The following is a 25,497-nucleotide window of genomic DNA, read 5'->3' as shown; positions in this document are numbered from 1 at the left end:
TTTATGATAGAAATTATTTTTTTAGATGTTGATGGCTGTTTAACTGATGGTGGACTTTACTATACAAATTTAGGCGATGAGCTAAAAAAATTTAATGTAAATGATGGCTTTGGTATAGAACAGTGGAATAAAATGGGCAAAATTTCAGCCATAATTACAGGAAAGTCATCAAAAATAGTTGAAAAAAGAGCAAAAGATTTAAAAATAAAATATATTTTTCAAGGTGTTAAAGATAAACTTAGCACAGCAGAAGAAATTTTAAAAAAAGAGGGATTGGGTTTTGAAAATGCTGCTGCCATAGGTGATGACTACAATGATATAAAGCTTTTAAATAATGTTAAAATGAGCTTTAAGCCATTAAATGCTATTAGTGAAGTAAAGGCTGATATAATGCTTTCAAAAAAAGGTGGCGATGGGGCAGTTAGAGAGATGATAGAGATAATTATAAAAAAAGAAAACCTAAGAGATGTTTGGCTTAAAAAATGGCTATAAGAATTTTTTATTTTGGTATTGCTATTTTTAGTGTTATGATGGTTATTTTATCAGTTCAAACACCTTATTTTAGTGATTTTTTTAAAAGTGAGATAGATTTAGCCCAAACTGAAATGTTTGATATAATTGACTATGAGGTAACAGAAAAAAAAATAATTGCAAAATATGAAGCCGATAAAGGTACAAAATATAAAGATAAAGATGAGTTTGAAAATTTCAAAGGGTTTGTTTTAAATAAAGATACAAATCATACATTAAGTTCAAACAAAGCTATTTATAAAGACGATATAATAGAATTTTTAGACAATGCAGAGTATAAAAATAGTGATGATATGAACTATATTTCAGACGAAATTTTTTATAATACAAAAACTAAAATTGCTACAAGTAACAAGCCTTTTATTTTATGGCAAAATGAAAATAATGTAACTGGTCTTACTTTAAAACATGATCTAAATACAAAACAGACTTTTGCAACAGGAGTTAATGGATGGTTTATAAGAGAATAATAGTGTTTTTACTTGCGTCTTTGCCTTTATTTGCTGAGCAAGTTGAGGTTACGGCCGATAATTTTTTTGCTGATGAGATAAAGCTTCAAAGTATTTTAACTGGAAATGTAAAAGTTAAAAAAGGCTCATTTGATACTCTGAATAGCGATAAAATTACAATTTATTTTGATAAAAATAAGCAACCTACAAAATATATTGCAACAGGTAATGCCAAATTTAAAATTTTGATTAATGAAAGCCACTATAACGGCAAAGGAGATATTTTAACCTATGAGCCAAAAACTGAAATTTATACTTTAAAGGGCAACGCTTGGATTGAAGAAGTTGAAACAAAAAGAGAGGTCTTTGGAGATATTATAACGATTAATCAACTAAGTGGAAAATATGAAGTAAATAGTGATAGAACAAGCAAAAAATTAGATAAAAAACCTGCAAAATTAATCTTTAAAATTGAGGATAAAAAGTGATAAAAGTCTTAAATGCTAGGTTTTTAACATCATCTCCTAGTTTAGAAAAAAGTGATTTTTACTCAGGAAGTGAAATAGCTTTTTTAGGTAGATCAAATGTTGGAAAAAGTAGTTTTATAAACTCTTTGGTAAATCAAAAAAACTTAGCAAAAAGTAGCAGCACTCCAGGAAAAACTAAGCTTATAAATTTTTTTGAAGCAAATTTTAAAGATGATGATGAAAATTTATATAATTTAATCTTAGTAGATTTGCCTGGTTTTGGTTATGCAAAAGTTACAAAAAGCACACACAAAATTTGGCAAAGTGCTTTGGATGAGTTTATCAAAAAAAGAAACTCAATAAGACTTTTTATCCATCTTAGAGATAGTAGGCAGTTTGATATGGAAATTGATAAAAATGTTGATTTCTATATAAAAAGTTTTTTAAGAAGTGATCAAAAGCTTATAAATTTTTATACAAAATCAGATAAATTAAATCAAAGTCAAAAAGCAAAAGTTTTAAATTTTGATAAAGATGCTAAATTTATATCAACATTAAAAAATGAAGGCATTGATGAAGCAAGAGAACTTATTATAAAGGCTGTTTTTGGTAGAGTATAAAACTGCAAAGTTAAAAGACATTAAAGCTATGCAAGAAATGGTTGCTGATGAAGTAAAAAAAGGTATCATACTGCCAAGAAGTGATAGTGAAATTGCTCAAAATATAAGATCTTACACTTTGGCTTTAAAAGATAATAAAATTGTAGGATACGCATCTTTATATATTTATTCTATAGAATTAGCTGAAATTAGAAGTCTTGTTGTAAGTAAAAATTTAAGAGCAAATGGCATTGGAAGTGGTCTTGTAAAAATTTTATTAGAAGAGGCAAAATTTCAAGATATTAAAAAAGTTTTTGCTTTAACTTATGCGGATAAGTTTTTTAAAAAGTTAGGTTTTGTGGAAATTTCAAAAGAGGAGTTGCCTGATCAAAAAATTTGGGCAGATTGTATTAAATGCAAACAATTTCCAGTATGCAACGAAATAGCTGTGATAAATACGCTTTAAAAAACTTAGTTTTTTGGGTCTTTTTAATTTTTTATGAGATTTTAACATCTATTTATACTTCATTGCCACCTTTTATAGGTCTATTTTTTGCGTATGCAGTTATTTTAAAGTATGAAAAAGATAAAAATTATGAAGATTTTACAAGCAAATGGTATCAAACGATAATTTTTCTTTTTTTTGCTGAACAGCTTCATGGGTTTGAACTTTTTTCTATAGCAATTTCGTTTTGTGTTTTTTACTATTTTATGTTTAAATTTAGTTTTGAAGGTTTTAAGCTTAGAAATATATTTTTAACATTTTTAGTTTTTTATGGTTATATTAGCACCTTTTTGGCAAGTAACTTAATTTCATATCTTAATTCAAATCAGACTCTAAATTTAACATATGAGTATTTAATGTACGCAGTTTTTGAGTCTGCAGTTTGCGTCCTTTTGTTTAAGGATAGGATTATATGAGACTTAAATTTAGCATTTTGTTTATTGCTTTATTTTGGCTTATGTTAATTTTAAGAGTTTATTATTTAAGTTCAAATGAATATTATGCTAGGATTGCTTCAAAAAATGTCATAAAAACTACTGAGTTACCACCAGTTAGAGGTCAAATTTTTGATGTAAACAACAATCCATTAGCAATAAATCGCCTTGGGTATTCGCTATTTTTAAGACCTCACTTAAAAAATGAAATTTTAGAAGAAGAAACCAAATATATAGAAGAATTATTTGTAGATTTAAATTCTACAAAAATGCAAAATGAATATAAAAAACAAAACTCACCATATAATCAAGATTTTATAAAGATAGTTGATTTTTTAGAATATGAGGATATTTCTCCTCTGTTTTCAAAACTAAATTTAAGAAAAAATTTACGTATAGAGCCAGCTTCGCTTCGCTTTTATCCATATAGTTCGATGGCTTCTCATGTTATTGGATATGTGGCAAAAGCAAATTCAAAAGATTTAGAAACCAATCCTTTATCAAAACTTACAAACATAGCTGGAAAGAGTGGTGTTGAAAGATATTATAATGATATTTTACAGGGCAAAGAAGGAAAACGCCTAACAAAAGTTACCGCTTTAAATAAAGTAGTTGAAGAAATCTCATATACAAAACCACAAAGTAGTGATATAACCCTAAGCATAGATATGAAGTTACAAGAGTATTTGGAAGATCTTTTTATTGATAAATCAGGAGCTGCTATTGTGATTGATGTAAATAATGGTGAGATAGTTGCAGCAGGAAGTTTTCCAGAGTATGATTTAAATCCATTTGTTACAGGTATTAGCCAAAAAGATTGGATAGATTTAATTGAAAATTTAGATCATCCATTTACAAATAAGCTTATAAATGGGCTTTATCCACCAGGTTCAGTTGTGAAAATGTCAGTTGCAATGGCATTTTTAAATAGTGGTAAAATTGACAAAGATAAAAGCTATTTTTGTGGTGGAACAATGGAGCTTGGAAATCATAAATTTAGGTGTTGGAGCAGATGGGGTCATGGAAAAATGAATTTAAATGATGCCATAAGACAAAGTTGTGATATTTATTTTTACGAAGGAAGTTTAGAAGTTGGAATTGACTTTTTATCTTCAAATTTAGAAAAACATGGTTTTGGTAAAAAAACAGGAGTTGATCTTCCAAATGAGTTTATAGGAACTGTTCCAAGTAGGGTTTGGAAAATGGAAAAATACGCAAAACCTTGGTATATGGGTGAAACTGTCATAACATCAATTGGACAAGGAAGTTTTTTAGTAACTCCAATGCAAATAGCCAAAAATACAGCTGAGATAGCTAGTGGAAAAGGTTTAACACCTCATTTTTTAAAAAAAATTGACAATAATGAAGTAAGTTTTAACACTTATGAAATTTTTACACATTTTGAAAAACAAAATTTACCATATATAAGAAAAGCTATGTATGAGGTGGCAAATCATCCAAAAGGCACAGCCTATAAATATTTAAAAGATAGTATTGTGAAAATAGCTGCAAAAACCGGAACTGCACAAGTTGTAAGCATTCCTCAAAGTGAAATTGTAAGAATGAAAGAAAAAGATATGGAATACTATCACCGTTCACACGCTTGGATAACAGGCTATGCACCGTTTGATAATCCAAAATACGCAGTTACAATTTTAGTTGAGCATGGCGGTGGTGGAAGTAGTACAGGCGGTCCTCTTTTAAAAAATATTTTTGAAAAACTTGTAGATATGGGATATATAACAATAAATAATTAATTGCAAATATTAATTTTTGTTTAAAATATATAGTTTTTCAAATCTAGATTCTAAGAAGTATAATTAATCAATTGTTTTAGCAAAGGTTAAATGTGAAAAAGATAGTTTTAATATTGTGTTTGGTGTTTGGTTTCTGTTTTGGAAATGAAGTTTTAAATTTAGAAATAGTTAGAGCTCAAGATTTAGATTTAAACAAACAAGTTAGTATTTTGAATGAAGCTATTCTAAACAATGATTATGAAAAAGCAAAGACAATGTTAGATAAAAATCCAAATTTAGTAAATATCTCATCAAAAGTAAATTCTAATGTTTATGAAACAATGTTTTTAAATGAAAATAGCATTGTTTTAATGGCAAATTTTCTATATAAATATGATAACTTTGAAAATTTAAATAACAAATTAAAAGAAAGATTAATTTATAAAGCCATACCAGAAGCATATTTATTGCCATCAGAAACTATTTCACTATTAAATAAAATTAAAAATTCTAATTTTAATTTTAGAATTTTTAATGATAACTTTAGTATCGAAAACAGCAACTATAATGTGCTTAAAAGTGCATATTTTTTAGGCAATATAGACATATTTTCTTTTTTTATGGAAAACGGAGTTATTTTGAATGAACAAAATAGATTTCTTTTATTTTTATATATAGATATTTTAGAATGTATAGATAATAACTTTTTAGAAAATCAAAATTTAGATAAAGTAAAAGATATAGTAAAAACAAGTAAATATAATAACTGTAAAAATAAATATTTAAAATATTTAAAAATAATTTTAAAATATCAAGATGTTAATGATATCATTTTTGATTGCAATTTTTTAATAGACTTTGCATATAAAATAAATGATTATGAAATATTAAATTTATTAGAGGTAAAACATGTCAGATAAAAATATAATCAAATATGAAATGGCATAAAATGGGATTTTTCTATAAAAAATGTGAAGTTTGCAGAAATAAAATAAATAAGATGACCGAATCTAGTAATTCAGAAGGAAAATTAAAGTTAATTTGTAAAAAGTGTGGTTCGGAGTATGAGATTTTAAAATTTATATATTTTATATATAGTCTATTAAATGATTGGATTATGTGGCCAATATATATAGTATTTTTATACTATCTAGTTGAAAAAATTCAAGAATCATTTGAAATTTTGAAAAATATACCTACTGTTTTAAGTTCAATTATCGTATTTATGATAATAAAATTTGCAATATATTTGCTATTACCATTTAAAAAAATTAAATAAAGAGTTATATAATTTTAAAAAAAAGAAGAGAAAAATAAGGATATTGCCAAACACTTAAAAGATTTTGTCATAGTTTTGTTTAATCATTTTATGATGTTCTGTGTTATTTAGTTGGCTTTATAAAGTTATGTGTTTAGGATTTGTGGATTGGCAAAAATAGTTAAAACAGATTATTATAAAAATAAGATATTTTTGAGGTTAAAGTGTCAACCAAAATGATAAAATACATCATAAGCTCAGAGTAAAAGTTGTACCATCTTTAATATGATTTTATCAGTTAAATTTTAAATATGCACATTTATCTTAATTTAAATTTTATAAATTCCTAAATTTATTAGCTAGTCTTTCCCTTATTTCATCATTTAAGTTTTGTGAATTTTGCAAATATTCATCATTTAAACTCTCAAATTTATTTAAAAAATCAAATAGTCTTTTTTCCCAATCTTTTGCATTTTTGTTGCTTGAACTCATATTTTGTAAAAAAACAAGTTCCTTACTAAGAGTACTGACTTTATCTAGAAATTCATCTTTTAAACCTTCATTTTTTAATTTTATATTTTCAAGCATAAGTGAGTTTTTAACCGAGGTTATTTCATCATCTATAAAATCGCAAAATTTAGAATATTTACTCATATCAGGATTTTGTTTGTGAATATCTATATTTGAAGTTACTTTTGAAATTTCTTTATATATTATAAAACCAACCACTAACGCAACTACAAGCATAAGCTCAACATTAAACATTTTTTCTCCTTTTATATCCATCATAGGTTATCATTATTAGTGCAATCCAAATAAGTCCAAAACTTATAAATTTATAAATACTAAAATGTTCATTAAATAATACTACACCAAAAATTACAGTACAAATTGGTGTTATGTATTGTAAAAATCCAATAGTTGAGAGTTTTAAAAGAAGAGTTGCATAATTAAATGTGATCATAGGAACTAGTGTTACTATACCACATCCTAAAAGCAAAAGTCCGGTTAAATCAAAATTTAAATTTGAAGGAGTTAGGCTTATATAAAAAAAAGAAATTATTGCAACAACAAATGTTTCTATGAAAAGACCTTCTAGTGATGGAATGTTCATTTTTTTCTTTAAAAGTCCATAAATTGTAAAGCTAAGTGATAAAAAGCAAGCAATATATGGAAAACTTCCAAGCTCAATTACTTGTATCATTATGGCTAAAAACCCCAAAAATATAGCTGTAAATTCTAGTTTAGATGGCTTTTCTTTAAAAAAGACAATTCCTAAGAACATATACATTAAAGGATTTATAAATTGCCCTAAGCTTGCATCTAAAACCCTATTTATGGTTATTGCATAAACATAAATTCCCCAATTTAGGCTTACTAAAATACCACAAATACTTAATTTAAAAAATAGCTTTTTATCAAGTAGATATCTTTTTAAGCTTCCTAGTTTTTTACAAAATAAAAGGACAAAAAAGACGAATATAAAAGACCAAAGTATTCTATTTGCTAAAATTTCAAATGGTGAAATGTTTGATAAATACTTAAAATAAACAGGAAAAGCTCCCCACATGAAAAATGAAGCAACTCCTAAAATAAGACCTAAATTTTTCACTTTTCTTCCAATATTTTATTGTTTTTATAGCCATCTATTGTAATTAGGGCAATACTTAACCAAATTAAAGCAAAGCTTATTAGCTTATAGATACTAAAATCTTCTTTATATAAAAAAATAGCAAGCATTGTTGTCATTGTTGGCGAAATATATTGTAAAAAACCTATGGTTGAAAATTTTAATCTCAATGCAGCAATATTAAATGTTATGAGTGGCAAAACTGTCACGCAACCTGAAAGTGCTAAAAGAAACCCAGTTTTACCAAAATCAAAATGTCCGGTAGCATTATCTTGCATTATTAAAATATAGCAAAATGCTAAAATTGACAGTAAGAATGTCTCTATAAAAAGTCCCTCAAGTGAGCCTATACTTAATTTTTTTTTGATTAATCCATATAATGCAAATAATGTTGGTAAAATAAGTGAGATAAAAGGAAGCTTTCCAAGAGATATTACTTGTATTAAAATAGCTAAAAATACTATAAAAATTGCTATTTTTCCTAAATTTGAAGGAATTTCTCTAAAGAAAATCATACCTAAGATTATATACATTAAAGGGTTGATGAAATACCCTAAACTTGCTTCTAAAATTTGATTAGAATTTACTGCATATATGTAAATTCCCCAGTTAAGACTAACAAAAATTCCACTAATAGTTAGTGTTAGAACTACTTTTTTATTTAATATATATCTTTTTAAACTGCTAATTTTCTTTGAAAAAAGTATAAAAAAAAATACAAAAACAAAAGACCAAAATATTCTATGGGCTAAAATTTCTACTGCACTTACATTTTGTAAAAGCTTGAAATATAAAGGAAAAAGACCCCACATAACAAATGTAGAAATTCCTGCAACAAAACCTATATTAGTCTCTGTTTTCATTAACTCTCCGAAATAAAGTTTAAAATTTATCATTATTTTATAATTTTTTCTTTAAAATCAACTTTGAATTTAGGTTTTTAAGATAAAATGGATAAATTTATAAATTTTAAGTGAGGAAAAATATGAAATGGAATAAAGATAGTTGGCGGAGTTTACCTATTAAACAGCAGCCTATTTATAGTAATTTAGATGAACTTAAAAATACCGAAATTCGCTTAGCAACACTTCCTCCACTTGTTTTTGCAGGAGAGGTAAGAAGTCTTAAAAAAGAACTTGCAAGTGCTAGTTTAGGAAAAAGCTTTTTGCTTCAAGGCGGAGATTGTGCTGAGAGTTTTGCAAACTATAGAGCTGATAATATAAAAAATATGTTTAAGGTAATTTTACAAATGTCGGCTGTTTTAACATTTGCAGGGAGTTTTCCAATTGTCAAAGTAGGGCGTATTGCAGGACAGTTTGCAAAACCAAGAAGTAGTGATTTTGAAGAGATTAATGGAGTAAAGCTTCCAAGCTATAGAGGCGATATTGTAAATGATTTAGAATTTACCAAAGAAGCAAGGGAACCAAAGCCAGGAAAGCTAATTCAAGCATATTATCAAAGCGCTACAACATTAAACTTACTTAGAGCTTTTGCTAGAGGTGGACTAGCAAATTTACACGAAATTCATAGATGGAATTTGGGTTTTGCAAAAGCAGCTGAAATTGAGACTAAATTTTCAAATTTGGTAAATGAAATTACAAGAGCACTAGATTTTATGGAAGCTTGTGGTATAAACCCAGAAACTCAAGCTATAAATGAAACTAGGTTTTATACTTCCCATGAAGCTTTACTTTTGCCTTATGAAGAGGCATTAACTAGAATAGATAGTACAAGTGGTGATTGGTATGATTGTTCAGCTCATATGCTTTGGATAGGTGAGAGAACTAGAGGACTTAATGAAGCTCATGTAAATTTTTTAAGCGGAGTTAAAAATCCAGTTGGTGTAAAAATTGGACCTACTGCAACACCAGATGAGATTTTAGGACTTTGTGAAAAGCTTAATCCAGATAATGAAGCAGGAAGATTAAATTTAATTGTTAGAATGGGCGCTGATAAAATAGATAGCAATTTACCAAGGCTTCTAAGAGCTGTTAAAAGTGAGGGAAAAATGGTACTTTGGAGCAGTGATCCAATGCATGGAAATACTTTTAAGACAACAAATAATTATAAAACAAGGGCTTTTGATAAAATACTTAAAGAGGTAAAAAGCTTTTTTGAAATTCATAAAAGTGAAGGAACATATCCTGGTGGAATCCATCTTGAAATGAGTGGTGATGATGTAACTGAATGTACTGGTGGATTTTTTAATGTAAAAGAAGAAACCTTAGCTAAAAGATATGAAACTCAGTGCGATCCAAGACTAAATGCAAATCAATCCTTAGAACTTGCTTTTTTGGTAGCTGATCTTTTAAAAGAGTTTAAAAAATAGATTTTAATTTGATTAAGTTAGATTTTGTTTTTAAAGTTAAATTTATAAATTTAGTTAGTTTTTTATGTTTTTAAGTATTTTGATAGTATAATTTTAATTCACAAAAATTAAAAGGAAAAATTTATGAAAAGAGTTGGAATAATTGGCGGAATGGGATCCATGGCAAGTGCAGATCTTTATATGAAAATAGTAAAATTAACTCCTGCAAAATGCGACCAAGATCATATTTTATTGACAATCGATAATAATGCAAAAATTCCTGATAGAACAAACTATATTTATGGAGACGGAAAAGACCCATTTCCTTATTTGCTTGATAGTGTTAAAAGGCTTGAAAATTCAGGTTGTGATGCATTTTGCATGGCGTGTAATACTGCTCATTATTTTGCACCAAAACTTATAACTGAAACAAAAATGAAATTTTTAGATATGCCAAATATAACCGTTGAAAATATAAGTAAAAATTATAAAAATGCTAAAAAAGTGGCTGTTGTAGGAACAATAACTACAAGAAAAAGTAAAATTTATGATAAAAATTTAGAAAAATATGGTTTTGAAAGTGTTGAGTTTAGTAAAGAGATAGAAAATGACATTATGAAATGTATTTATGAGGGTGTAAAAGCTGGGAAAATAGCTGAAAAAAAAGATTTTTTTATTGAGACTATGTCCAAGATTGATGCTGATATATTTATAGCTGCTTGCACTGAGATACCATTATTTTTACCATTTGTACCAAATGAATTTAAATTTGTAGATGCTACTGAAGAGCTTGCAAAAGAGATAATTAAATTTGCAAATTCGTAAAAAATAAAGACTATTATTAATAATATATATTGAATTTTATTTAACTCAAACTCTAAAAAAGAGTTTGAGTTGTATTTTACCGATAAAAACAAGTACATATCATTTAGAAATTTCATTATCCAAATTTGAAAAATATTTCAAACAATTTAAAGCTTTTTATGATTAATATTTTGAAAAAAATATAATTTAATATCAAAACATAGTTTTTTTATAACTAAAAAATTTATGTTTTAAAATATTGGAATACTATAGTGTAGAGTTAAACACTGTTAAATTGTAAAAAATTATATAATGTAATTAAACATTGAAAAATATGAACTAAGTAATTAAATGCTAGTTTTTTTATAACCAACATTGTTATTTATTGTAAAAAAATCAGTAAAAAGATACCCGTTAGATTTAAAACTAGTAAAACATATCAAGTGTCAAAAATCAATGTTAGTGTATTAATAAGAATTATCGTAAGTCAAGTTAAATAAGTTATATAAAAATTAGTTGGGATTACCCCAACTAATAGTTTTAAAGTAGAATTGGTGCTAAAATAAAGCCAAAGCCTACTGAGAAAGCTATAGCCAAAACACCAGGCAAGAAGAATGCATGGTTAAATACATATTTTCCAATTCTTGTTGTTCCTGTATCATCCATTTGAACCGCACCTAGAAGTGTAGGGTAGGTTGGTAGAACAAATAGTGCTGAAACAGCAGCAAATGAAGCAACTAGAATATAAACATCTCCATTGTTTGTTGCGCTTAGTCCAAGAGCAGCTATAACAGTAGGAATCAATGCTTTTGCAGTTGCAGCTTGTGAGTAAAGAAGCATACTTGCAAAAAATAGAGCAACTGATAGTAAAACAGGATAATCTCTTACTAAATTTCCTGCTAAGCCTTTAATCTCATCTGTGTGATTTGATACAAATGTATCTCCAAGCCAAGCAACACCTAAAACGCATATACAAGCTGTCATACCACTTCTGAATGTGCTTTGTAGCGGAACTTTATCAACATCAATTTTGCAAATCATAACTATTAAAGCTCCAATTGTTAGCATAATACTCATTATCGCACCATCTCTTGGAAGTTTAACATTTTCTATTAATTTAAATTGAGGGCTTATAGCTGAAGCATATAAAACAACTAAAATAATTCCTAATAAAAATATTAAAACAGATGTTTTTGCCCCTTTTGGAAGCTCTTTGTAGCTACCGTCTTTTTGCGGAGCTGCAACTAAACCTCTTTTAAGCCTATCTTGATAAACAGGATCTTGATCTAAGTCTTGTTTCCACAAAAGGTTCATTATAAGAGCTGTTACCATACAACCTGCAAATGTAGTTGGAATCCAAATAGCTAGAAGTATAGGATAGCTAACTCCAAGTCCACCAAGTGCCATATCGCCAGCCATAAATATAACAGCTGCAGATACAGGGCTTGCTGTAATTGCTATTTGTGAAGAAACAACAGCAATTGATAGTGGAACTGAAGGTTTAATATTTTGTCCTTTTGCAACTTCTGCAATAACTGGTATCATTGAAAATGCTGTATGACCTGTTCCTGCAAAGATAGTTAAAAGATAAGTAACTGCAGGAGCCAAGAAATTTATATGCTTTGGATTCTTACGAAGAATCTTTTCAGCAATTTGAACTAAATAGTCAAGTCCACCTGCAACTTGCATTGCGCCTATTGCTGAAATAACAGAAGCGATAATTAAAATAACATCCCAAGGAATGCTTCCCATCTTTAAACCAAGTCCAATGGTTAATACTATAACACCAAGACCACCTGCGTAGCCTATACCGATGCCACCTAATTTGACACCTATAAAAATCGCTCCAAGTAAAACGATTATTTCTAAAATAAGCATGAAGTCCATAAAAACCCCTTTTTAAATTTTGCTTTTTAAAAAAAAGTGTAAGGAAATTTTCCTTACACTAACTATTTATCTATCTATTTTTCTTTACCAGTATGTGACATGTGAGGATTTAACATACTTTTTGGATCTAGAAGCTTATCAACTTCTGCTTTTGTTAAAAGTCCCCTTTCTATTGCAATGTCACCAACTGATTTACCTGTTTTTAAAGCTTCTTTTGCAATTGAAGCTGAGTTTTCGTAACCAATTACTGGGTTAAATGCAGTTACTATACCAACTGAGTTAAGAACTAAATTTAGGCAATTTTCAGGTTTAGCTTGAACATTTTTAATAGCTTTTTCTGCTAGAGTTATGTACGCATTTTCAAGGATTACAAGTGAGTTAAATAGCGCATAAGCAATTCCTGGTTCAAACGCATTAAGTTCAAATTCTCCTCTTTCTGAGCAAAGCATAATGGTTACATCGTTTCCTATAACTTCATAGCAAGCCTCACCTACAACTTCAGCTATAACAGGATTCACTTTTCCTGGCATAATTGAACTTCCTGGTTGCATTTTAGGTAGTTCAATTTCAGCTAAACCACATCTTGGACCTGAGTTCATAAGTCTTAAGTCGTTTGCAATTTTGCTTAGTCTAACCGCAGCTGTTTTTAGGCATCCGCTAACTTGAACAAAGTCTGCTGTATCTTGAGTTGCAGCTATAAAGTCTTCAGCTGGTTTAAACTCTGCACCTGTTATTTTGCTAAGGTGTTTATGAACTGCGCATTTGTAGTCTGGGTGGCAGTTAATTCCTGTTCCAATAGCTGTTGCTCCCATATTTAAAAAGCTCATTAACTCTCTTGCTTTTTTAATGTTTGCAATGTCAGCTTTGATATAGCTTGCAAAAGCGTTGAAAGTGTTACCAAGTGTTGTAGGAACAGCATCTTCAAGCTCTGTTCTACCCATTTTAATCATATCTTTAAACTCTTTGCCTTTTTTCTCAAGCTCTGATTTTAAAAGTTCCATTGCTTTTAATAGATCTGTAAGTTTTGCATAAGTTGCAACTTTGATTGAACTTGGATATGTGTCATTTGTGCTTTGACCCAAATTTGTGTGGTCGTTTGCGTGAAGATATTTATACTCGCCTTTTTTATGGCCTAAAATTTCTAATGCAACATTTGTTATAACTTCATTTGTATTCATATTTGTTGAAGTTCCTGCACCACCTTGGATCATATCTACAACAAATTGATCGTGATATTTTCCAGCTATGATTTCATCAGCTGCTTTTGCAATAGCATCAGCTCTTTCTGGGCATAAAACACCAACCTCTTTATTTGCTAGTGCTGCTGCTTTTTTAATTTGTGCAAAAGCTTTCACAAAGAATGGATAGTCTTTTATTTGTCTTCCAGTCATTTTAAAGTTTTCGACTGCTCTAAAAGTTTGAACGCCATAATAAACGTCGTCACTAATTTCTAATTCACCGATAAAATCGTGTTCTTTTCTTGTTGCCATCTTTTCTCCTTTATTTAAAGATTTCAAGCAATTATATCACAATAAGTTTTAAACGAATCTAAAAAACATTAATTAAATTATATTATAAGATAAGTTTTTTTTATTTTTAAAAATAGTATGAAAATCTAGTTATCCGTATAAACACTGGACTTATCACACTTTATCAAGGTCGAAACCAATCAATTTACTACTAATTTACTACTTATGAATGAGCTTTGATACGACGATTTACCCTTGAAAAGTGAAGAAACAAAGATACTTCCAATAAAAATTGAATAGGCAAAAGGTGGACACTTCAAAAATGAGGTGTCTATTTTTTTACCCGATTTGAAAGGACGTGATACTACGAAAATAGAAAAACAAGAGAATAAAGGTCGCTCCCCACCGTGAAAGACCATCAAACAAACGAGATTCATTCAACCATAAAAAAGAAAGGATAGGTAAAAATATGGAACTTAAATTTGTGATTCCCAAGATGGAAAAAACATTCGGCAATTTAGAATTTGCTGGCGAGGATAAAGTCGTACAGCGAAGAATCAACGGACATCTAACCGTCTTATCTCGAAGCTATAATCTCTATTCAGACGTTCAAAGAGCAGATGATATTGTGGTCGTACTTCCTGCTGAAGCTGGCGAAAAACATTTCGGCTTTGAGGAACGTGTTAAGTTAGTCAATCCACGTATTACCGCCGAGGGCTATAAAATCGGCACTCGTGGTTTTACAAATTACCTTTTACATGCTGACGACATGGTAAAAGAATAAAGAAAGAGAGGAAAAATGATGAGATTAGCAAATGGTATCGTATTAGATAAAGACACGACTTTTGGAGAATTAAAATTCTCTGCTCTACGTCGTGAAGTGAGAATCCAAAATGAAGACGGTACGGTTTCAGAGGAAATCAAAGAACGTACCTATGACTTAAAATCCAAAGGGCAAGGACGCATGATTCAAGTAAGTATTCCTGCCAGCGTGCCTTTGAAAGAGTTTGAATATAACGCACGGGTGGAACTTATCAATCCCATTGCGGATACTGTCGCTACTGCTACCTTTCAAGGAGCAGATGTTGACTGGTACATCAAGGCAGACGATATTGTGCTGACAAAGGATTCTAATTCCTTTAGAAATCAACAGCCACCTAAGAAAGAACCTGCTACGGACAAATAGCCACGTATCTTCCATTAGAGAGAAAGGAGAAAATCAAACATGAAACAGCGTGTCTTTCGTGGTAAAAGGATTCGTCCGAGTGACAAAGATTTAGTCTTTCATTTTACAGTAGCGTCCTTACTGCCTATTTTACTGCTTGTTGTCGGACTGTTTCATGTGAAGACAATCCAGCAGGTCAACTGGCAGGACTTTAACCTATCACAAGCAGATAAGATTGACATTCCGTATTTAAGTATCAGTTTCAGTGTCGCAATTCTTGTCTGCTTGCTGGTGGCGTTTCTATTCAAACGGTATCGCTATGATACGATTAAACAACTCTACCACCGTCAAAAGCTGGCGAAGATGGTTCTTGAAAATAAGTGGTATGAATCAGAACAGGTCAAAACAGATGGCTTCTTCAAGGATTCCCCCAGTCGTACCAAAGAAAAGATAACCTACTTCCCTAAAATCTATTATCGCCTTAAAAATGGCTTAATACAGATACAAGTGGAAATCACTCTGGGGAAATATCAAGACCAGCTCCTACACTTGGAAAAGAAATTAGAAAGTGGCTTGTACTGTGAGCTGACGGATAAAGAGTTAAAGGATTCCTACGTGGAATATACCTTGCTCTATGATATGATAGCCCGTCGTATTTCTATTGATGAAGTACAAGCTCATGATGGGAAACTTTGCTTAATGAAAAATATGTGGTGGGAATATGACAATCTGCCTCACATGCTCATAGCTGGTGGTACAGGTGGCGGTAAGACCTACTTTATCCTGACACTGATTGAAGCCTTGCTTCATACAGATTCTAAGCTGTATATCTTAGACCCGAAAAATGCAGACTTAGCCGATTTAGGCTCTGTGATGGCAAATGTCCACTACAGAAAAGAAGACTTGCTTTCCTGCATTGATACATTCTATGAAGAAATGATAAAACGCAGTGAGGAAATGAAGCAGATGGAAAATTATAAGACTGGCGAAAATTATGCTTACTTAGGACTTCCAGCACACTTCTTAATCTTTGATGAATATGTCGCTTTCATGGAAATGCTGGGAACAAAAGAAAACACCGCAGTTATAAATAAGTTGAAACAGATTGTCATGTTAGGTCGTCAAGCTGGCTTCTTTCTAATACTGGCTTGTCAGCGTCCAGACGCAAAATATCTAGGCGACGGAATCCGTGACCAGTTTAATTTCAGAGTGGCTTTAGGTCGTATGTCTGAAATGGGCTATGGCATGATGTTTGGCAGTGACGTACAAAAGGATTTCTTCTTAAAGCGAATCAAAGGTCGTGGCTATGTTGATGTAGGAACAAGTGTCATATCAGAGTTTTATACTCCCCTTGTACCAAAAGGACATGACTTTTTAGAGGAAATTAAAAAGTTATCCAACAGCAGACAGGACACAAAAAAGCCATCATCAGAACAACAAGAAATGGAGAAATAAAAGTAATGGATATTAAAAGATTGGAGATATATCATACACCGACTGAAAAATCTGTCATTTGTCTTTGCTTGAATACAGACCAATTCACGGTAGATTGTGAACAATACATCATTGACCGATACAGGCATTTTACCGTCAATCCAAAAGTACGATTCTATTCCAGAATAGATAAGCTGATTGATGAAATTATCCGTGAAGTGAAGAAACCACCGTTCACATTCAGAATGAGGTTAGAGAAGCGACATAGTATTACCAGCAAAAATATTCTATATGAATTTCAGCTTTTTGATAGAAATTCATTCAAAACGGACGGTCTATCAGAAGTGATTGAACAGGAATATTTAAGACCAGAAGTTGATTTGGTAGTGATTTACACTGGCATACAGGGAGAATCAAAGGCAGATACAGACGACAAAGGCAGGTTTTACGGTCTTAAACCGTAAGTTCTGGCTTTGTCGGGCAGGGCTTGCCCTGCCCATTAACCCCCCGTATCTAACAGGGGGGTACAAATCGACAGGAAACAGTCAAAAAAACATTAGAAAATCCTTTGGTTACAAGGGATTTACAAAATTTCAGCGTATGTAAAATGGGCTTTAAAAGTTGACATACGCCTTTTTGATTGGAGGGATTTTTACTGAATGAACAAACTTGGTTACAGCAGTTAAAAGAAAAACGCTTGGCTTATGGACTATCTCAAAATCGTTTAGCGGTTGCGACTGGTATTACAAGGCAGTATCTAAGCGATATTGAAACAGGAAAAGTCAAGCCATCAGAGGATTTACAGCAATCTCTTTTTGAAGCTCTGGAACGCTTCAATCCCGACGCTCCCCTTGAAATGCTCTTTGATTATGTAAGGATTCGCTTTCCCACAACGGACGTACAGCATGTGGTCGAAAACATCTTACAACTGAAACTGTCCTATTTTCTTCATGAGGACTATGGTTTCTATTCTTATTCAGAGCATTATGCTTTAGGCGATATATTCGTTCTCTGCTCCCACGAACTGGACAAAGGAGTTCTGGTGGAATTGAAAGGTCGTGGGTGTCGGCAATTTGAAAGCTATCTTCTGGCTCAACAAAGAAGCTGGTATGAGTTCTTTATGGACGCTTTGGTGGCTGGCGGTGTGATGAAACGCCTTGACCTTGCCATTAACGATAAGACAGGGATTTTGAATATCCCTGTACTCACTGAAAAATGCAGACAGGAAGAATGTATATCCGTCTTCCGCAGTTTCAAAAGCTATCGCAGTGGCGAACTGGTACGCAAAGATGAAAAGGAATGTATGGGAAATACCCTCTATATCGGTTCATTACAGAGTGAAGTTTATTTCTGTATCTATGAAAAGGACTATGAACAGTACAAGAAAAATGATATTCCCATTGAAGACGCAGAAGTAAAAAACCGTTTTGAGATTCGGCTGAAAAATGAGCGTGCCTATTATGCAGTCCGTGATTTACTCGTCTATGACAATCCAGAAAAGACTGCTTTTAAAATTATCAATCGGTATATCCGTTTTGTAGATAAAGACGATTCCAAACCTCGTTCTGATTGGAAGCTGAATGAAGAATGGGCTTGGTTTATTGGGAACAACCGTGAACGATTAAAACTAACCACAAAACCAGAGCCTTACTCTTTCCAGCGGACGCTGAACTGGCTTTCCCATCAAGTCGCACCCACTTTAAAGGTTGCGATTAAACTTGATGAAATCAACCAGACGCAGGTTGTGAAAGACATTCTCGACCATGCGAAACTGACAGACCGGCATGAGCAGATTTTGAAGCAACAGTCGGCAAAAGATAAGGACGTGATAACGACAAAGAAATAACCTAAACACAAATTCATTGAATATAGAGAGGAGAACATTTTTATGAATTTTGGACAAAACCTTTATAACTGGTTTCTATCAAACGCTCAATCACTGGTACTTTTAGCAATCGTTGTGATTGGCTTGTATCTTGGCTTCAAGCGTGAGTTCAGTAAACTCATTGGCTTTCTCATTATTGCGATTATTGCGGTAGGCTTAGTCTTCAACGCTGCTGGAGTAAAAGACATTTTACTAGAGCTATTCAATCGCATTATTGGTGCTTAAATTAAACCGTTATTTTGTGGAATATAAGTGGTTTTCTTATGTTCCGCAAAAGAATGGTACACCAAACGAAGTGCGGTAGGGATTTTTGAATCTCTATAAAGAAAGGACGTGTGAATACATGGACGATATGCAAGTCTACATTGCCAATTTAGGCAAATACAATGAGGGCGAATTAGTTGGTGCATGGTTTACCTTTCCCATTGATTTTGAGGAAGTCAAAGAGAAAATCGGCTTGAATGATGAATATGAGGAATACGCCATTCATGATTACGAGTTACCCTTTACGGTTGACGAATACACTTCTATTAGCGAACTCAATCGCCTATGGGAAATGGTATCGGAGTTGCCAGAAGAACTACAATCGGAGCTATCTGCTCTGCTCACTCATTTTTCAAGTATTGAAGAATTAAGCGAACATCAAGAAGATATTATCATTCATTCCGATTGTGATGATATGTCTGACGTGGCACGCTACTACATTGAAGAAACGGGTGCTTTAGGCGAAGTGCCAGCCAGTCTTCAAAACTATATTGATTATGAATCCTATGGTCGGGATTTAGACCTTTCGGGAACGTTTATCTCAACCAATCACGGGATTTTTGAAATCGTCTATTAAATCTGTCGGTACATTCTTACTGGCAGATTTTCTTGTTTACGGGGTAGTCAAAAGACTATCCCCATTTTTATGAAAGGATTGATTACATGAAGAAAATACGAAGCTATACCAGTATCTGGTCTGTTGAGAAAGTGTTGTACTCCATCAATGACTTTAGACTTCCGTTTCCCATAACCTTTACGCAAATGACATGGTTTGTCGTGTCACTCTTTGCAGTTATGATACTTGGCAACTTGCCCCCTCTTTCTATGATAGAGGGAGCATTTCTCAAATACTTTGGGATTCCTGTGGCTTTCACATGGTTTATGTCTACAAAAACCTTTGATGGTAAAAAGCCTTATGGATTTTTGAAGTCTGTCATTGCTTATGCACTGCGACGAAAACTGACCTATGCAGGAAAAAAAGTAACGCTTGGCAGAAACCAGCCACAAGAAGCCATTACAGCAGTTAGGAGTGAATTTTATGGCATATCCAATTAAATATATTGAAAACAATCTGGTCTGGAATAAAGATGGGGAATGTTACGCTTACTATGAGCTTGTTCCCTACAATTACTCATTTCTAAGTCCGGAACAGAAAATACAAGTACATGATTCTTTCAGACAGCTTATCGCACAAAATCGTGATGGCAAGATTCATGCTTTACAAATCAGTACAGAATCCAGCATACTTTCTGCACAAGAACGTTCCAAAAATGAAGTCACTGGAAAGCTCAAAACGGTTGCCTATGACAAAATCGACCAACAGACAGACGCTTTAATATCCATGATTGGCGAAAATCAAGTGGACTACCGTTTCTTTATCGGTTTTAAGTTGCTTCTCAACGATCAGGAGTTTTCTATGAAAAGTCTTACCGTTGAAGCAAAAAATGCTTTTACTGATTTTGTCTATGATGTGAACCATAAGCTGATGGGCGATTTTGTTAGTATGAGTAATGATGAAATCCTGCGTTTTCAGAAGATGGAAAAGCTTTTAGAAAATAAAATCTCCCGTCGTTTCAAAATCCGAAGATTAGATAAGGACGACTTCGGCTATCTGATTGAACACCTTTACGGACAGACAGGCACTGCCTATGAAGAGTATGAGTATCCTCTATCAAAGAAAAAGCTGGAACATGAAACACTGATTAAAACCTATGACCTCATTAAGCCTACTCGCTGTCTGGTGGAAGAAAAACAGCGATATTTGAAAATCCAGCAGGAAGACGAAACCGCCTATGTAGCTTACTTTACCATCAACAGTATTGTCGGCGAACTGGACTTCCCGTCCTCTGAAATCTTCTACTACCAGCAACAGCAATTTACCTTTCCGATTGATACGTCAATGAATGTGGAAATTGTAGCGAATCGTAAAGCCCTATCTACTGTCCGCAATAAAAAGAAAGAACTGAAAGACTTGGATAACCACGCATGGCAAAGTGATAATGAAACCAGCTCTAATGTGGCGGAAGCTCTGGAAAGTGTGAACGAGCTGGAAACCAATTTAGACCAAAGCAAGGAATCTATGTATAAGCTGTCCTATGTTGTAAGGGTATCAGCAAATGACCTTGACGAACTTAAACGTCGTTGTAATGAAGTGAAAGATTTCTATGATGATTTGAGCGTGAAACTGGTACGACCTTTTGGGGATATGCTGGGCTTACATGAAGAATTTTTACCTGCCAGCAAAAGATATATGAATGACTATATTCAATACGTGACCTCTGATTTCCTCGCTGGTTTAGGTTTTGGTGCTACTCAAATGCTGGGTGAAAATGAGGGGATTTATGTTGGCTACAGCTTAGATACTGGACGCAATGTCTATCTGAAACCTGCTCTTGCCAGTCAAGGGGTTAAGGGTTCAGTAACCAATGCGTTAGCGTCTGCCTTTGTCGGTTCGCTGGGTGGTGGTAAATCCTTTGCGAATAACCTTATCGTCTATTATGCAGTGCTTTATGGGGCACAAGCAGTGATTGTAGACCCAAAAGCAGAACGTGGCAGATGGAAAGAAACCTTGCCAGAGATTTCCCATGAAATCAATATCGTCAATCTGACTTCTGATGAGAAAAACAAAGGCTTACTTGACCCTTATGTAATTATGAAAAATACCAAAGATTCTGAATCACTGGCTATTGATATTTTGACATTCCTTACGGGGATTTCCTCTCGTGATGGGGAACGCTTCCCAATCCTTAGAAAAGCCATTCGTGCAGTAACCAATAGTGAAGTGCGAGGGTTGATGAAAGTGATTGAAGAATTACGGGTTGAGAATACGCCACTAAGTACCAGCATAGCCGACCATATCGAAAGTTTTACAGACTATGACTTTGCCCATCTGCTTTTTAGTGATGGTTATGTAGAGCAGTCTATCAGCCTTGAAAAACAACTGAACATTATACAGGTTGCCGACTTGGTACTTCCTGACAAGGAAACTTCCTTTGAGGAATATACCACAATGGAGTTACTATCGGTAGCAATGCTGATTGTCATTAGTACCTTTGCGTTGGACTTTATCCATACAGACCGAAGTATTTTCAAGATTGTAGACTTAGACGAAGCATGGAGCTTCTTACAGGTGGCACAAGGGAAAACACTATCTATGAAGCTGGTTCGTGCTGGTCGTGCTATGAACGCTGGGGTATATTTCGTGACCCAAAATACAGATGACCTCTTAGATGAAAAACTGAAAAATAACCTCGGCTTAAAATTTGCCTTTCGTTCCACTGACCTTAACGAGATTAAAAAAACCCTTGCCTTTTTTGGTGTAGACCCAGAGGACGAAAACAATCAGAAGCGATTGCGTGATTTGGAAAACGGGCAATGCCTTATCAGTGATTTATATGGTCGTGTCGGTGTGATACAGTTCCACCCTGTATTTGAAGAACTGCTCCATGCCTTTGATACCAGACCACCTGTGCGAAAAGAGGTGTAAATGTGAAACCATCAATATTAAACAGAATAAAATCAAACTGGACGCTGAAACGTCTAGGTAAAGTGGCAATGACAGTGGCTTTCACACTTGTGATTGCCATTTTTCTTTTAGCCATGCTGGGAACGGTGGTTCAAGCTGCGGGCTTGGTAGATGATACGGTCAATGTGGCAAATGAATACAGCCGATACCCACTTGAAAACTATCAACTGGATTTTTATGTGGATAATAGCTGGGGCTGGCTACCGTGGAACTGGTCGGACGGAATTGGAAAACAAGTCATGTATGGACTATATGCCATTACCAATTTTATTTGGACAATCAGTCTTTATGTTTCCAATGCGACGGGTTACTTAGTACAGGAAGCCTATTCCTTAGACTTCATTTCCGCTACAGCAGATTCCATTGGCAAGAATATGCAGACCCTTGCAGGGGTTACGCCTAGTGGACTATCAACAGAGGGTTTCTATGTTGGATTCCTTTTACTCTTGATTTTGGTTCTTGGGGTTTATGTTGCCTATACAGGACTGATAAAGAGAGAAACCACAAAGGCAATTCATGCCCTCATGAATTTTGTGCTGGTTTTTATCCTATCGGCTTCCTTTATTGCCTATGCTCCCGATTATATTAAGAAAATCAATGACTTTTCATCAGACATCAGCAACGCTAGTTTGTCACTGGGTACAAAAATTGTCATGCCCCATTCAGATAGTCAAGGCAAGGACAGTGTGGACTTGATACGTGACAGCCTATTTTCCATACAGGTTCAGCAACCGTGGCTACTGCTTCAATATAACAGTTCAGACATTGAAAGTATTGGTATTGACCGTGTGGAAAGCCTGCTCTCAACCAGTCCAGATTCCAACAATGGGGAAGACAGAGAAAAAATTGTTGCGGAAGAAATTGAAGATAGAAGCAATACCAATATGACGATTACAAAGACGATTAACCGTTTAGGTACAGTCTTCTTCCTATTTGTCTTCAATATTGGGATTTCCATATTTGTATTCCTATTAACAGGAATCATGATTTTCTCGCAGGTACTTTTTATCATCTATGCTATGTTTCTGCCTGTGAGCTTTATTTTAAGCATGATTCCATCATTTGATGGTATGTCAAAACGAGCCATAACAAAGCTCTTTAATACCATTTTGACACGAGCTGGAATCACATTGATTATTACGACAGCATTTAGTATTTCAACCATGCTCTATACCTTATCGGCTGGTTATCCGTTCTTTTTGATTGCTTTTCTACAGATTGTGACCTTTGCAGGAATCTACTTTAAGCTGGGCGATTTAATGAGTATGTTTTCTCTACAGAGTAACGATTCTCAAAGTGTGGGAAGTCGTATGATGAGAAAACCTCGTATGCTTATGCACGCTCACATGCACCGTCTACAGCGGAAACTTGGACGCTCCGTGACTGCTTTAGGGGCTGGGTCTGCCATTGCCAGTGCTACGGGTAAAAAAGGACAGTCGGGTTCGGGAAGTTCTGCGAGTACACAAGCAGATCACTCTCGACCAAACGGGCAGGAAAAATCAACACTAGGAAAGCGTATCGGTCAAACCATCGGTACAGTAGCTGATACCAAAGACAGAATGGTAGATACTGCTGGTAATTTGAAAGAACAGGTTAAGGATTTGCCGACCAATGCAAGATATGCAGTATATCAAGGAAAATCTAAAGTGACGGATAATGTCCATGATTTAACCAGAAGTATTTCTCAAACCAAAGCGGATAAAGCCAGTGGACGCAAGAAACAGCAGGAACAAAGACGGAAAACCATTGCGGAGCGTCGCTCTGAAATGGAACAGGTCAAACAGAAAAAACAGCCAGCTTCTTCCGTTCATGAAAGACCAGCCACTAAGCAAGAACAATCTCATGATGGACAGACTTCAAGGCAAACAACTGTACAGGCTTCCTATAGGGAATCTCAACAAGCCAAACAAGAGCGTCCAACAGTTAAGTCCGATTCTTCAAGTTTAAAAACGGAACGTCAAAGTAATACAGTTCAAGAAAGAACGGTTCAAAAGCCAGTAACTTCAACTGCACCAACAGATAGAGCTTCACAACGTTCAATCACAAAAGAACGTCAGTCTACTGTTCAAAGAGTACCACTACAAAATACAAAAAGTAGACCACCAATCAAAACCGCCACCATTAAGAAAGGCAGTAAGAAACCATGAAGCTGAAAACTTTAGTGATTGGTGGTTCGGGATTATTCTTGATGGTCTTCTCACTGCTTCTGTTTGTCGCCATTTTATTTTCAGATGAACAAGATGGCGGTTTTTCCAACATTCACTATGGCGGTGTGGATGTTTCCGCAGAAGTGCTGGCTCATAAGCCTATGGTAGAAAAAGTTGCCAAAGAATATGGAATTGAAGAATACGTCAATATACTTCTTGCGATTATACAGGTGGAATCGGGTGGTACAGCAGAAGATGTTATGCAGTCCTCGGAATCCCTCGGTCTTCCACCTAATTCATTGAGTACAGAAGAATCCATTAAGCAAGGTGTGAAGTATTTCAGTGAGTTATTAGCCAGTAGCGAAAGGCTTGGTGTAGATTTAGAATCGGTTATCCAGTCCTACAATTATGGTGGTGGTTTCTTAGGATATGTGGCTAATCGTGGGAATAAATATACCTTTGAACTGGCTCAAAGTTTCTCAAAAGAGTATTCAGGTGGCGAAAAAGTGTCTTACCCCAATCCCATAGCCATACCTATCAATGGGGGCTGGCGATACAACTATGGCAATATGTTTTATGTGCAACTGGTAACGCAGTATCTTGTCACAACAGAGTTTGATGATGATACGGTACAAGCCATCATGGACGAAGCACTGAAATATGAGGGCTGGCGATACGTTTACGGTGGAGCTTCCCCGACTACTTCTTTTGATTGTAGCGGACTGACACAATGGACGTATGGAAAAGCTGGAATTAACTTACCACGAACCGCACAACAGCAATATGATGTGACCCAGCATATCCCACTATCGGAAGCACAAGCTGGCGATTTGGTTTTCTTTCATTCTACCTATAACGCTGGCTCTTATATTACTCATGTTGGGATATACCTTGGCAATAACCGTATGTTTCATGCAGGCGACCCAATCGGTTATGCCGACTTAACAAGCCCCTACTGGCAACAGCATTTAGTGGGAGCAGGACGAATCAAACAATGAG

The 25,497-nt window shown here is 33.6% G+C and carries 26 protein-coding genes; 21 read left to right on the top strand and 5 right to left on the bottom strand.

The features are described 5' to 3' along the window. The first annotated feature begins 3 nt into the window (after nucleotides 1-3). The 8 genes from O6B72_RS01465 (at nucleotide 4) to O6B72_RS01430 (ending at nucleotide 5,641) form a co-directional block, all read left to right on the top strand. The gene (locus tag O6B72_RS01465; protein WP_050334960.1) at nucleotides 4-492 is read left to right on the top strand and encodes a KdsC family phosphatase; all 489 of its coding nucleotides are present in this window, start codon (nucleotides 4-6) and stop codon (nucleotides 490-492) included. Then, nucleotides 483-1,001 (top strand): LPS export ABC transporter periplasmic protein LptC, encoded by a 519-nt coding sequence (gene lptC, locus O6B72_RS01460; RefSeq protein ID WP_269491999.1) that lies wholly within the window; start codon nucleotides 483-485, stop codon nucleotides 999-1,001. The genes O6B72_RS01465 and lptC overlap by 10 nt, the downstream gene beginning before the upstream one ends. Continuing rightward, complete coding sequence (gene lptA / locus O6B72_RS01455) at nucleotides 983-1,468, top strand: lipopolysaccharide transport periplasmic protein LptA (RefSeq protein WP_269491998.1); 486 nt, start codon at nucleotides 983-985, stop codon at nucleotides 1,466-1,468. The genes lptC and lptA overlap by 19 nt, the downstream gene beginning before the upstream one ends. After that, the gene (gene yihA / locus O6B72_RS01450) at nucleotides 1,465-2,067 is read left to right on the top strand and encodes a ribosome biogenesis GTP-binding protein YihA/YsxC (RefSeq protein ID WP_258298379.1); all 603 of its coding nucleotides are present in this window, start codon (nucleotides 1,465-1,467) and stop codon (nucleotides 2,065-2,067) included. The genes lptA and yihA overlap by 4 nt, the downstream gene beginning before the upstream one ends. Continuing rightward, nucleotides 2,054-2,512 (top strand): N-acetyltransferase, encoded by a 459-nt coding sequence (locus tag O6B72_RS01445; RefSeq protein ID WP_269491997.1) that lies wholly within the window; start codon nucleotides 2,054-2,056, stop codon nucleotides 2,510-2,512. Before yihA ends, O6B72_RS01445 begins: the two co-directional genes overlap by 14 nt. Continuing rightward, a complete protein-coding gene (locus O6B72_RS01440) occupies nucleotides 2,461-2,967 on the top strand; it encodes a hypothetical protein (RefSeq protein WP_050334948.1) in 507 nt (168 codons plus the stop codon). Before O6B72_RS01445 ends, O6B72_RS01440 begins: the two co-directional genes overlap by 52 nt. Then, nucleotides 2,964-4,742 (top strand): penicillin-binding protein 2, encoded by a 1,779-nt coding sequence (gene mrdA / locus O6B72_RS01435; protein WP_269491996.1) that lies wholly within the window; start codon nucleotides 2,964-2,966, stop codon nucleotides 4,740-4,742. Before O6B72_RS01440 ends, mrdA begins: the two co-directional genes overlap by 4 nt. A 92-nt stretch (nucleotides 4,743-4,834) precedes the next feature. Then, nucleotides 4,835-5,641 carry a hypothetical protein gene (locus tag O6B72_RS01430; protein WP_269487414.1) on the top strand — a complete coding sequence of 269 codons (807 nt, stop codon included), beginning with the start codon at nucleotides 4,835-4,837 and terminating at the stop codon, nucleotides 5,639-5,641. 674 nt (nucleotides 5,642-6,315) lie between these two features. On the opposite strand, the gene O6B72_RS01425 is transcribed toward O6B72_RS01430, so the two are convergent. The 3 genes from O6B72_RS01425 to rarD (O6B72_RS01415) are packed head-to-tail and all read right to left on the bottom strand — an operon-like array spanning nucleotide 6,316 to nucleotide 8,472. After that, nucleotides 6,316-6,744, bottom strand: a complete 429-nt coding sequence (locus O6B72_RS01425; RefSeq protein ID WP_269487415.1) for a hypothetical protein — start codon at nucleotides 6,742-6,744, stop codon at nucleotides 6,316-6,318. Continuing rightward, on the bottom strand, nucleotides 6,737-7,591 hold the full coding sequence (rarD, locus tag O6B72_RS01420) for an EamA family transporter RarD (protein WP_269491995.1): 855 nt from the start codon (nucleotides 7,589-7,591) through the stop codon (nucleotides 6,737-6,739). The genes O6B72_RS01425 and rarD (O6B72_RS01420) overlap by 8 nt, the downstream gene beginning before the upstream one ends. Further along, nucleotides 7,588-8,472 carry an EamA family transporter RarD gene (gene rarD / locus O6B72_RS01415; RefSeq protein ID WP_269491994.1) on the bottom strand — a complete coding sequence of 295 codons (885 nt, stop codon included), beginning with the start codon at nucleotides 8,470-8,472 and terminating at the stop codon, nucleotides 7,588-7,590. The genes rarD (O6B72_RS01420) and rarD (O6B72_RS01415) overlap by 4 nt, the downstream gene beginning before the upstream one ends. A gap of 122 nt (nucleotides 8,473-8,594) precedes the next feature. On the opposite strand from rarD (O6B72_RS01415), the gene O6B72_RS01410 reads away from it, so the two are divergent. After that, entirely contained in the window at nucleotides 8,595-9,938 is a 1,344-nt protein-coding gene (locus O6B72_RS01410; RefSeq protein WP_269491993.1) for a class II 3-deoxy-7-phosphoheptulonate synthase, read from the top strand. A gap of 123 nt (nucleotides 9,939-10,061) precedes the next feature. Further along, nucleotides 10,062-10,742, top strand: coding sequence for a cysteate racemase (gene cuyB / locus O6B72_RS01405; protein ID WP_101636730.1), 681 nt, complete (start codon nucleotides 10,062-10,064; stop codon nucleotides 10,740-10,742). Nucleotides 10,743-11,261: 519 nt separating this feature from the next. On the opposite strand, the gene O6B72_RS01400 is transcribed toward cuyB, so the two are convergent. Together O6B72_RS01400 and O6B72_RS01395 are read right to left on the bottom strand one after the other, a co-directional pair. Continuing rightward, nucleotides 11,262-12,608, bottom strand: a complete 1,347-nt coding sequence (locus tag O6B72_RS01400) for an anaerobic C4-dicarboxylate transporter (protein ID WP_050335974.1) — start codon at nucleotides 12,606-12,608, stop codon at nucleotides 11,262-11,264. Between the two features lie 74 nt (nucleotides 12,609-12,682). Beyond that, nucleotides 12,683-14,098 carry an aspartate ammonia-lyase gene (locus O6B72_RS01395; RefSeq protein WP_269491992.1) on the bottom strand — a complete coding sequence of 472 codons (1,416 nt, stop codon included), beginning with the start codon at nucleotides 14,096-14,098 and terminating at the stop codon, nucleotides 12,683-12,685. A 448-nt stretch (nucleotides 14,099-14,546) separates the two neighbouring features. On the opposite strand from O6B72_RS01395, the gene O6B72_RS01390 reads away from it, so the two are divergent. The 11 genes from O6B72_RS01390 to O6B72_RS01335 all read left to right on the top strand — a co-directional run bounded on the left by O6B72_RS01390 (nucleotide 14,547) and on the right by O6B72_RS01335 (nucleotide 25,496). Beyond that, nucleotides 14,547-14,861 carry a YdcP family protein gene (locus O6B72_RS01390; RefSeq protein WP_000420680.1) on the top strand — a complete coding sequence of 105 codons (315 nt, stop codon included), beginning with the start codon at nucleotides 14,547-14,549 and terminating at the stop codon, nucleotides 14,859-14,861. An 18-nt stretch (nucleotides 14,862-14,879) separates the two neighbouring features. Beyond that, a complete protein-coding gene (locus O6B72_RS01385; RefSeq protein WP_001234287.1) occupies nucleotides 14,880-15,263 on the top strand; it encodes a YdcP family protein in 384 nt (127 codons plus the stop codon). Between the two features lie 39 nt (nucleotides 15,264-15,302). Beyond that, a complete protein-coding gene (locus O6B72_RS01380; protein WP_015646594.1) occupies nucleotides 15,303-16,697 on the top strand; it encodes an FtsK/SpoIIIE domain-containing protein in 1,395 nt (464 codons plus the stop codon). A gap of 5 nt (nucleotides 16,698-16,702) precedes the next feature. Further along, on the top strand, nucleotides 16,703-17,140 hold the full coding sequence (locus O6B72_RS01375; RefSeq protein WP_015646595.1) for a hypothetical protein: 438 nt from the start codon (nucleotides 16,703-16,705) through the stop codon (nucleotides 17,138-17,140). A 176-nt stretch (nucleotides 17,141-17,316) separates the two neighbouring features. Beyond that, complete coding sequence (gene mobT, locus O6B72_RS01365; protein WP_015646596.1) at nucleotides 17,317-18,522, top strand: MobT family relaxase; 1,206 nt, start codon at nucleotides 17,317-17,319, stop codon at nucleotides 18,520-18,522. A gap of 42 nt (nucleotides 18,523-18,564) precedes the next feature. Then, nucleotides 18,565-18,786, top strand: coding sequence for a hypothetical protein (locus O6B72_RS01360; protein ID WP_001009056.1), 222 nt, complete (start codon nucleotides 18,565-18,567; stop codon nucleotides 18,784-18,786). A gap of 118 nt (nucleotides 18,787-18,904) precedes the next feature. After that, nucleotides 18,905-19,402 (top strand): antirestriction protein ArdA, encoded by a 498-nt coding sequence (locus O6B72_RS01355; protein ID WP_002345010.1) that lies wholly within the window; start codon nucleotides 18,905-18,907, stop codon nucleotides 19,400-19,402. Nucleotides 19,403-19,488: 86 nt separating this feature from the next. Next, nucleotides 19,489-19,881 (top strand): conjugal transfer protein, encoded by a 393-nt coding sequence (locus O6B72_RS01350; RefSeq protein ID WP_002345009.1) that lies wholly within the window; start codon nucleotides 19,489-19,491, stop codon nucleotides 19,879-19,881. After that, the gene (gene tcpF / locus O6B72_RS01345) at nucleotides 19,865-22,312 is read left to right on the top strand and encodes a conjugal transfer ATPase TcpF (RefSeq protein ID WP_000331148.1); all 2,448 of its coding nucleotides are present in this window, start codon (nucleotides 19,865-19,867) and stop codon (nucleotides 22,310-22,312) included. Before O6B72_RS01350 ends, tcpF begins: the two co-directional genes overlap by 17 nt. Nucleotides 22,313-22,314: 2 nt before the next feature. Beyond that, entirely contained in the window at nucleotides 22,315-24,498 is a 2,184-nt protein-coding gene (locus O6B72_RS01340; RefSeq protein WP_002345008.1) for a CD3337/EF1877 family mobilome membrane protein, read from the top strand. After that, a complete protein-coding gene (locus O6B72_RS01335; protein ID WP_136306020.1) occupies nucleotides 24,495-25,496 on the top strand; it encodes a bifunctional lytic transglycosylase/C40 family peptidase in 1,002 nt (333 codons plus the stop codon). The genes O6B72_RS01340 and O6B72_RS01335 overlap by 4 nt, the downstream gene beginning before the upstream one ends. The last annotated feature ends 1 nt before the right edge of the window (nucleotide 25,497 follow it).

The organism is Campylobacter ureolyticus, assembly GCF_027277485.1.
GTDB lineage: Bacteria > Campylobacterota > Campylobacteria > Campylobacterales > Campylobacteraceae > Campylobacter_B > Campylobacter_B ureolyticus_B.
This window is presented reverse-complemented; position numbering and strand designations above follow the sequence as displayed.

What these genes read in the sequence shown, in the direction of transcription:
- O6B72_RS01410 (WP_269491993.1), top strand. Translation starts at nt 8,595, where the DNA reads ATGAAATGGAATAAAGATAGTTGGCGGAGTTTACCTATTAAACAGCAG.
- O6B72_RS01360 (WP_001009056.1), top strand. Translation starts at nt 18,565, where the DNA reads ATGAATTTTGGACAAAACCTTTATAACTGGTTTCTATCAAACGCTCAA.
- O6B72_RS01385 (WP_001234287.1), top strand. Translation starts at nt 14,880, where the DNA reads ATGAGATTAGCAAATGGTATCGTATTAGATAAAGACACGACTTTTGGA.
- tcpF (WP_000331148.1), top strand. Translation starts at nt 19,865, where the DNA reads ATGGCATATCCAATTAAATATATTGAAAACAATCTGGTCTGGAATAAA.
- O6B72_RS01375 (WP_015646595.1), top strand. Translation starts at nt 16,703, where the DNA reads ATGGATATTAAAAGATTGGAGATATATCATACACCGACTGAAAAATCT.
- O6B72_RS01395 (WP_269491992.1), bottom strand. Translation starts at nt 14,098, where the DNA reads ATGGCAACAAGAAAAGAACACGATTTTATCGGTGAATTAGAAATTAGT.
- rarD (WP_269491994.1), bottom strand. Translation starts at nt 8,472, where the DNA reads ATGAAAACAGAGACTAATATAGGTTTTGTTGCAGGAATTTCTACATTT.
- O6B72_RS01400 (WP_050335974.1), bottom strand. Translation starts at nt 12,608, where the DNA reads ATGGACTTCATGCTTATTTTAGAAATAATCGTTTTACTTGGAGCGATT.
- O6B72_RS01380 (WP_015646594.1), top strand. Translation starts at nt 15,303, where the DNA reads ATGAAACAGCGTGTCTTTCGTGGTAAAAGGATTCGTCCGAGTGACAAA.
- O6B72_RS01350 (WP_002345009.1), top strand. Translation starts at nt 19,489, where the DNA reads ATGAAGAAAATACGAAGCTATACCAGTATCTGGTCTGTTGAGAAAGTG.
- mrdA (WP_269491996.1), top strand. Translation starts at nt 2,964, where the DNA reads ATGAGACTTAAATTTAGCATTTTGTTTATTGCTTTATTTTGGCTTATG.
- lptA (WP_269491998.1), top strand. Translation starts at nt 983, where the DNA reads ATGGTTTATAAGAGAATAATAGTGTTTTTACTTGCGTCTTTGCCTTTA.
- O6B72_RS01425 (WP_269487415.1), bottom strand. Translation starts at nt 6,744, where the DNA reads ATGTTTAATGTTGAGCTTATGCTTGTAGTTGCGTTAGTGGTTGGTTTT.
- lptC (WP_269491999.1), top strand. Translation starts at nt 483, where the DNA reads ATGGCTATAAGAATTTTTTATTTTGGTATTGCTATTTTTAGTGTTATG.
- O6B72_RS01390 (WP_000420680.1), top strand. Translation starts at nt 14,547, where the DNA reads ATGGAACTTAAATTTGTGATTCCCAAGATGGAAAAAACATTCGGCAAT.
- O6B72_RS01335 (WP_136306020.1), top strand. Translation starts at nt 24,495, where the DNA reads ATGAAGCTGAAAACTTTAGTGATTGGTGGTTCGGGATTATTCTTGATG.
- O6B72_RS01465 (WP_050334960.1), top strand. Translation starts at nt 4, where the DNA reads ATGATAGAAATTATTTTTTTAGATGTTGATGGCTGTTTAACTGATGGT.
- O6B72_RS01440 (WP_050334948.1), top strand. Translation starts at nt 2,461, where the DNA reads ATGCAAACAATTTCCAGTATGCAACGAAATAGCTGTGATAAATACGCT.
- cuyB (WP_101636730.1), top strand. Translation starts at nt 10,062, where the DNA reads ATGAAAAGAGTTGGAATAATTGGCGGAATGGGATCCATGGCAAGTGCA.
- O6B72_RS01355 (WP_002345010.1), top strand. Translation starts at nt 18,905, where the DNA reads ATGGACGATATGCAAGTCTACATTGCCAATTTAGGCAAATACAATGAG.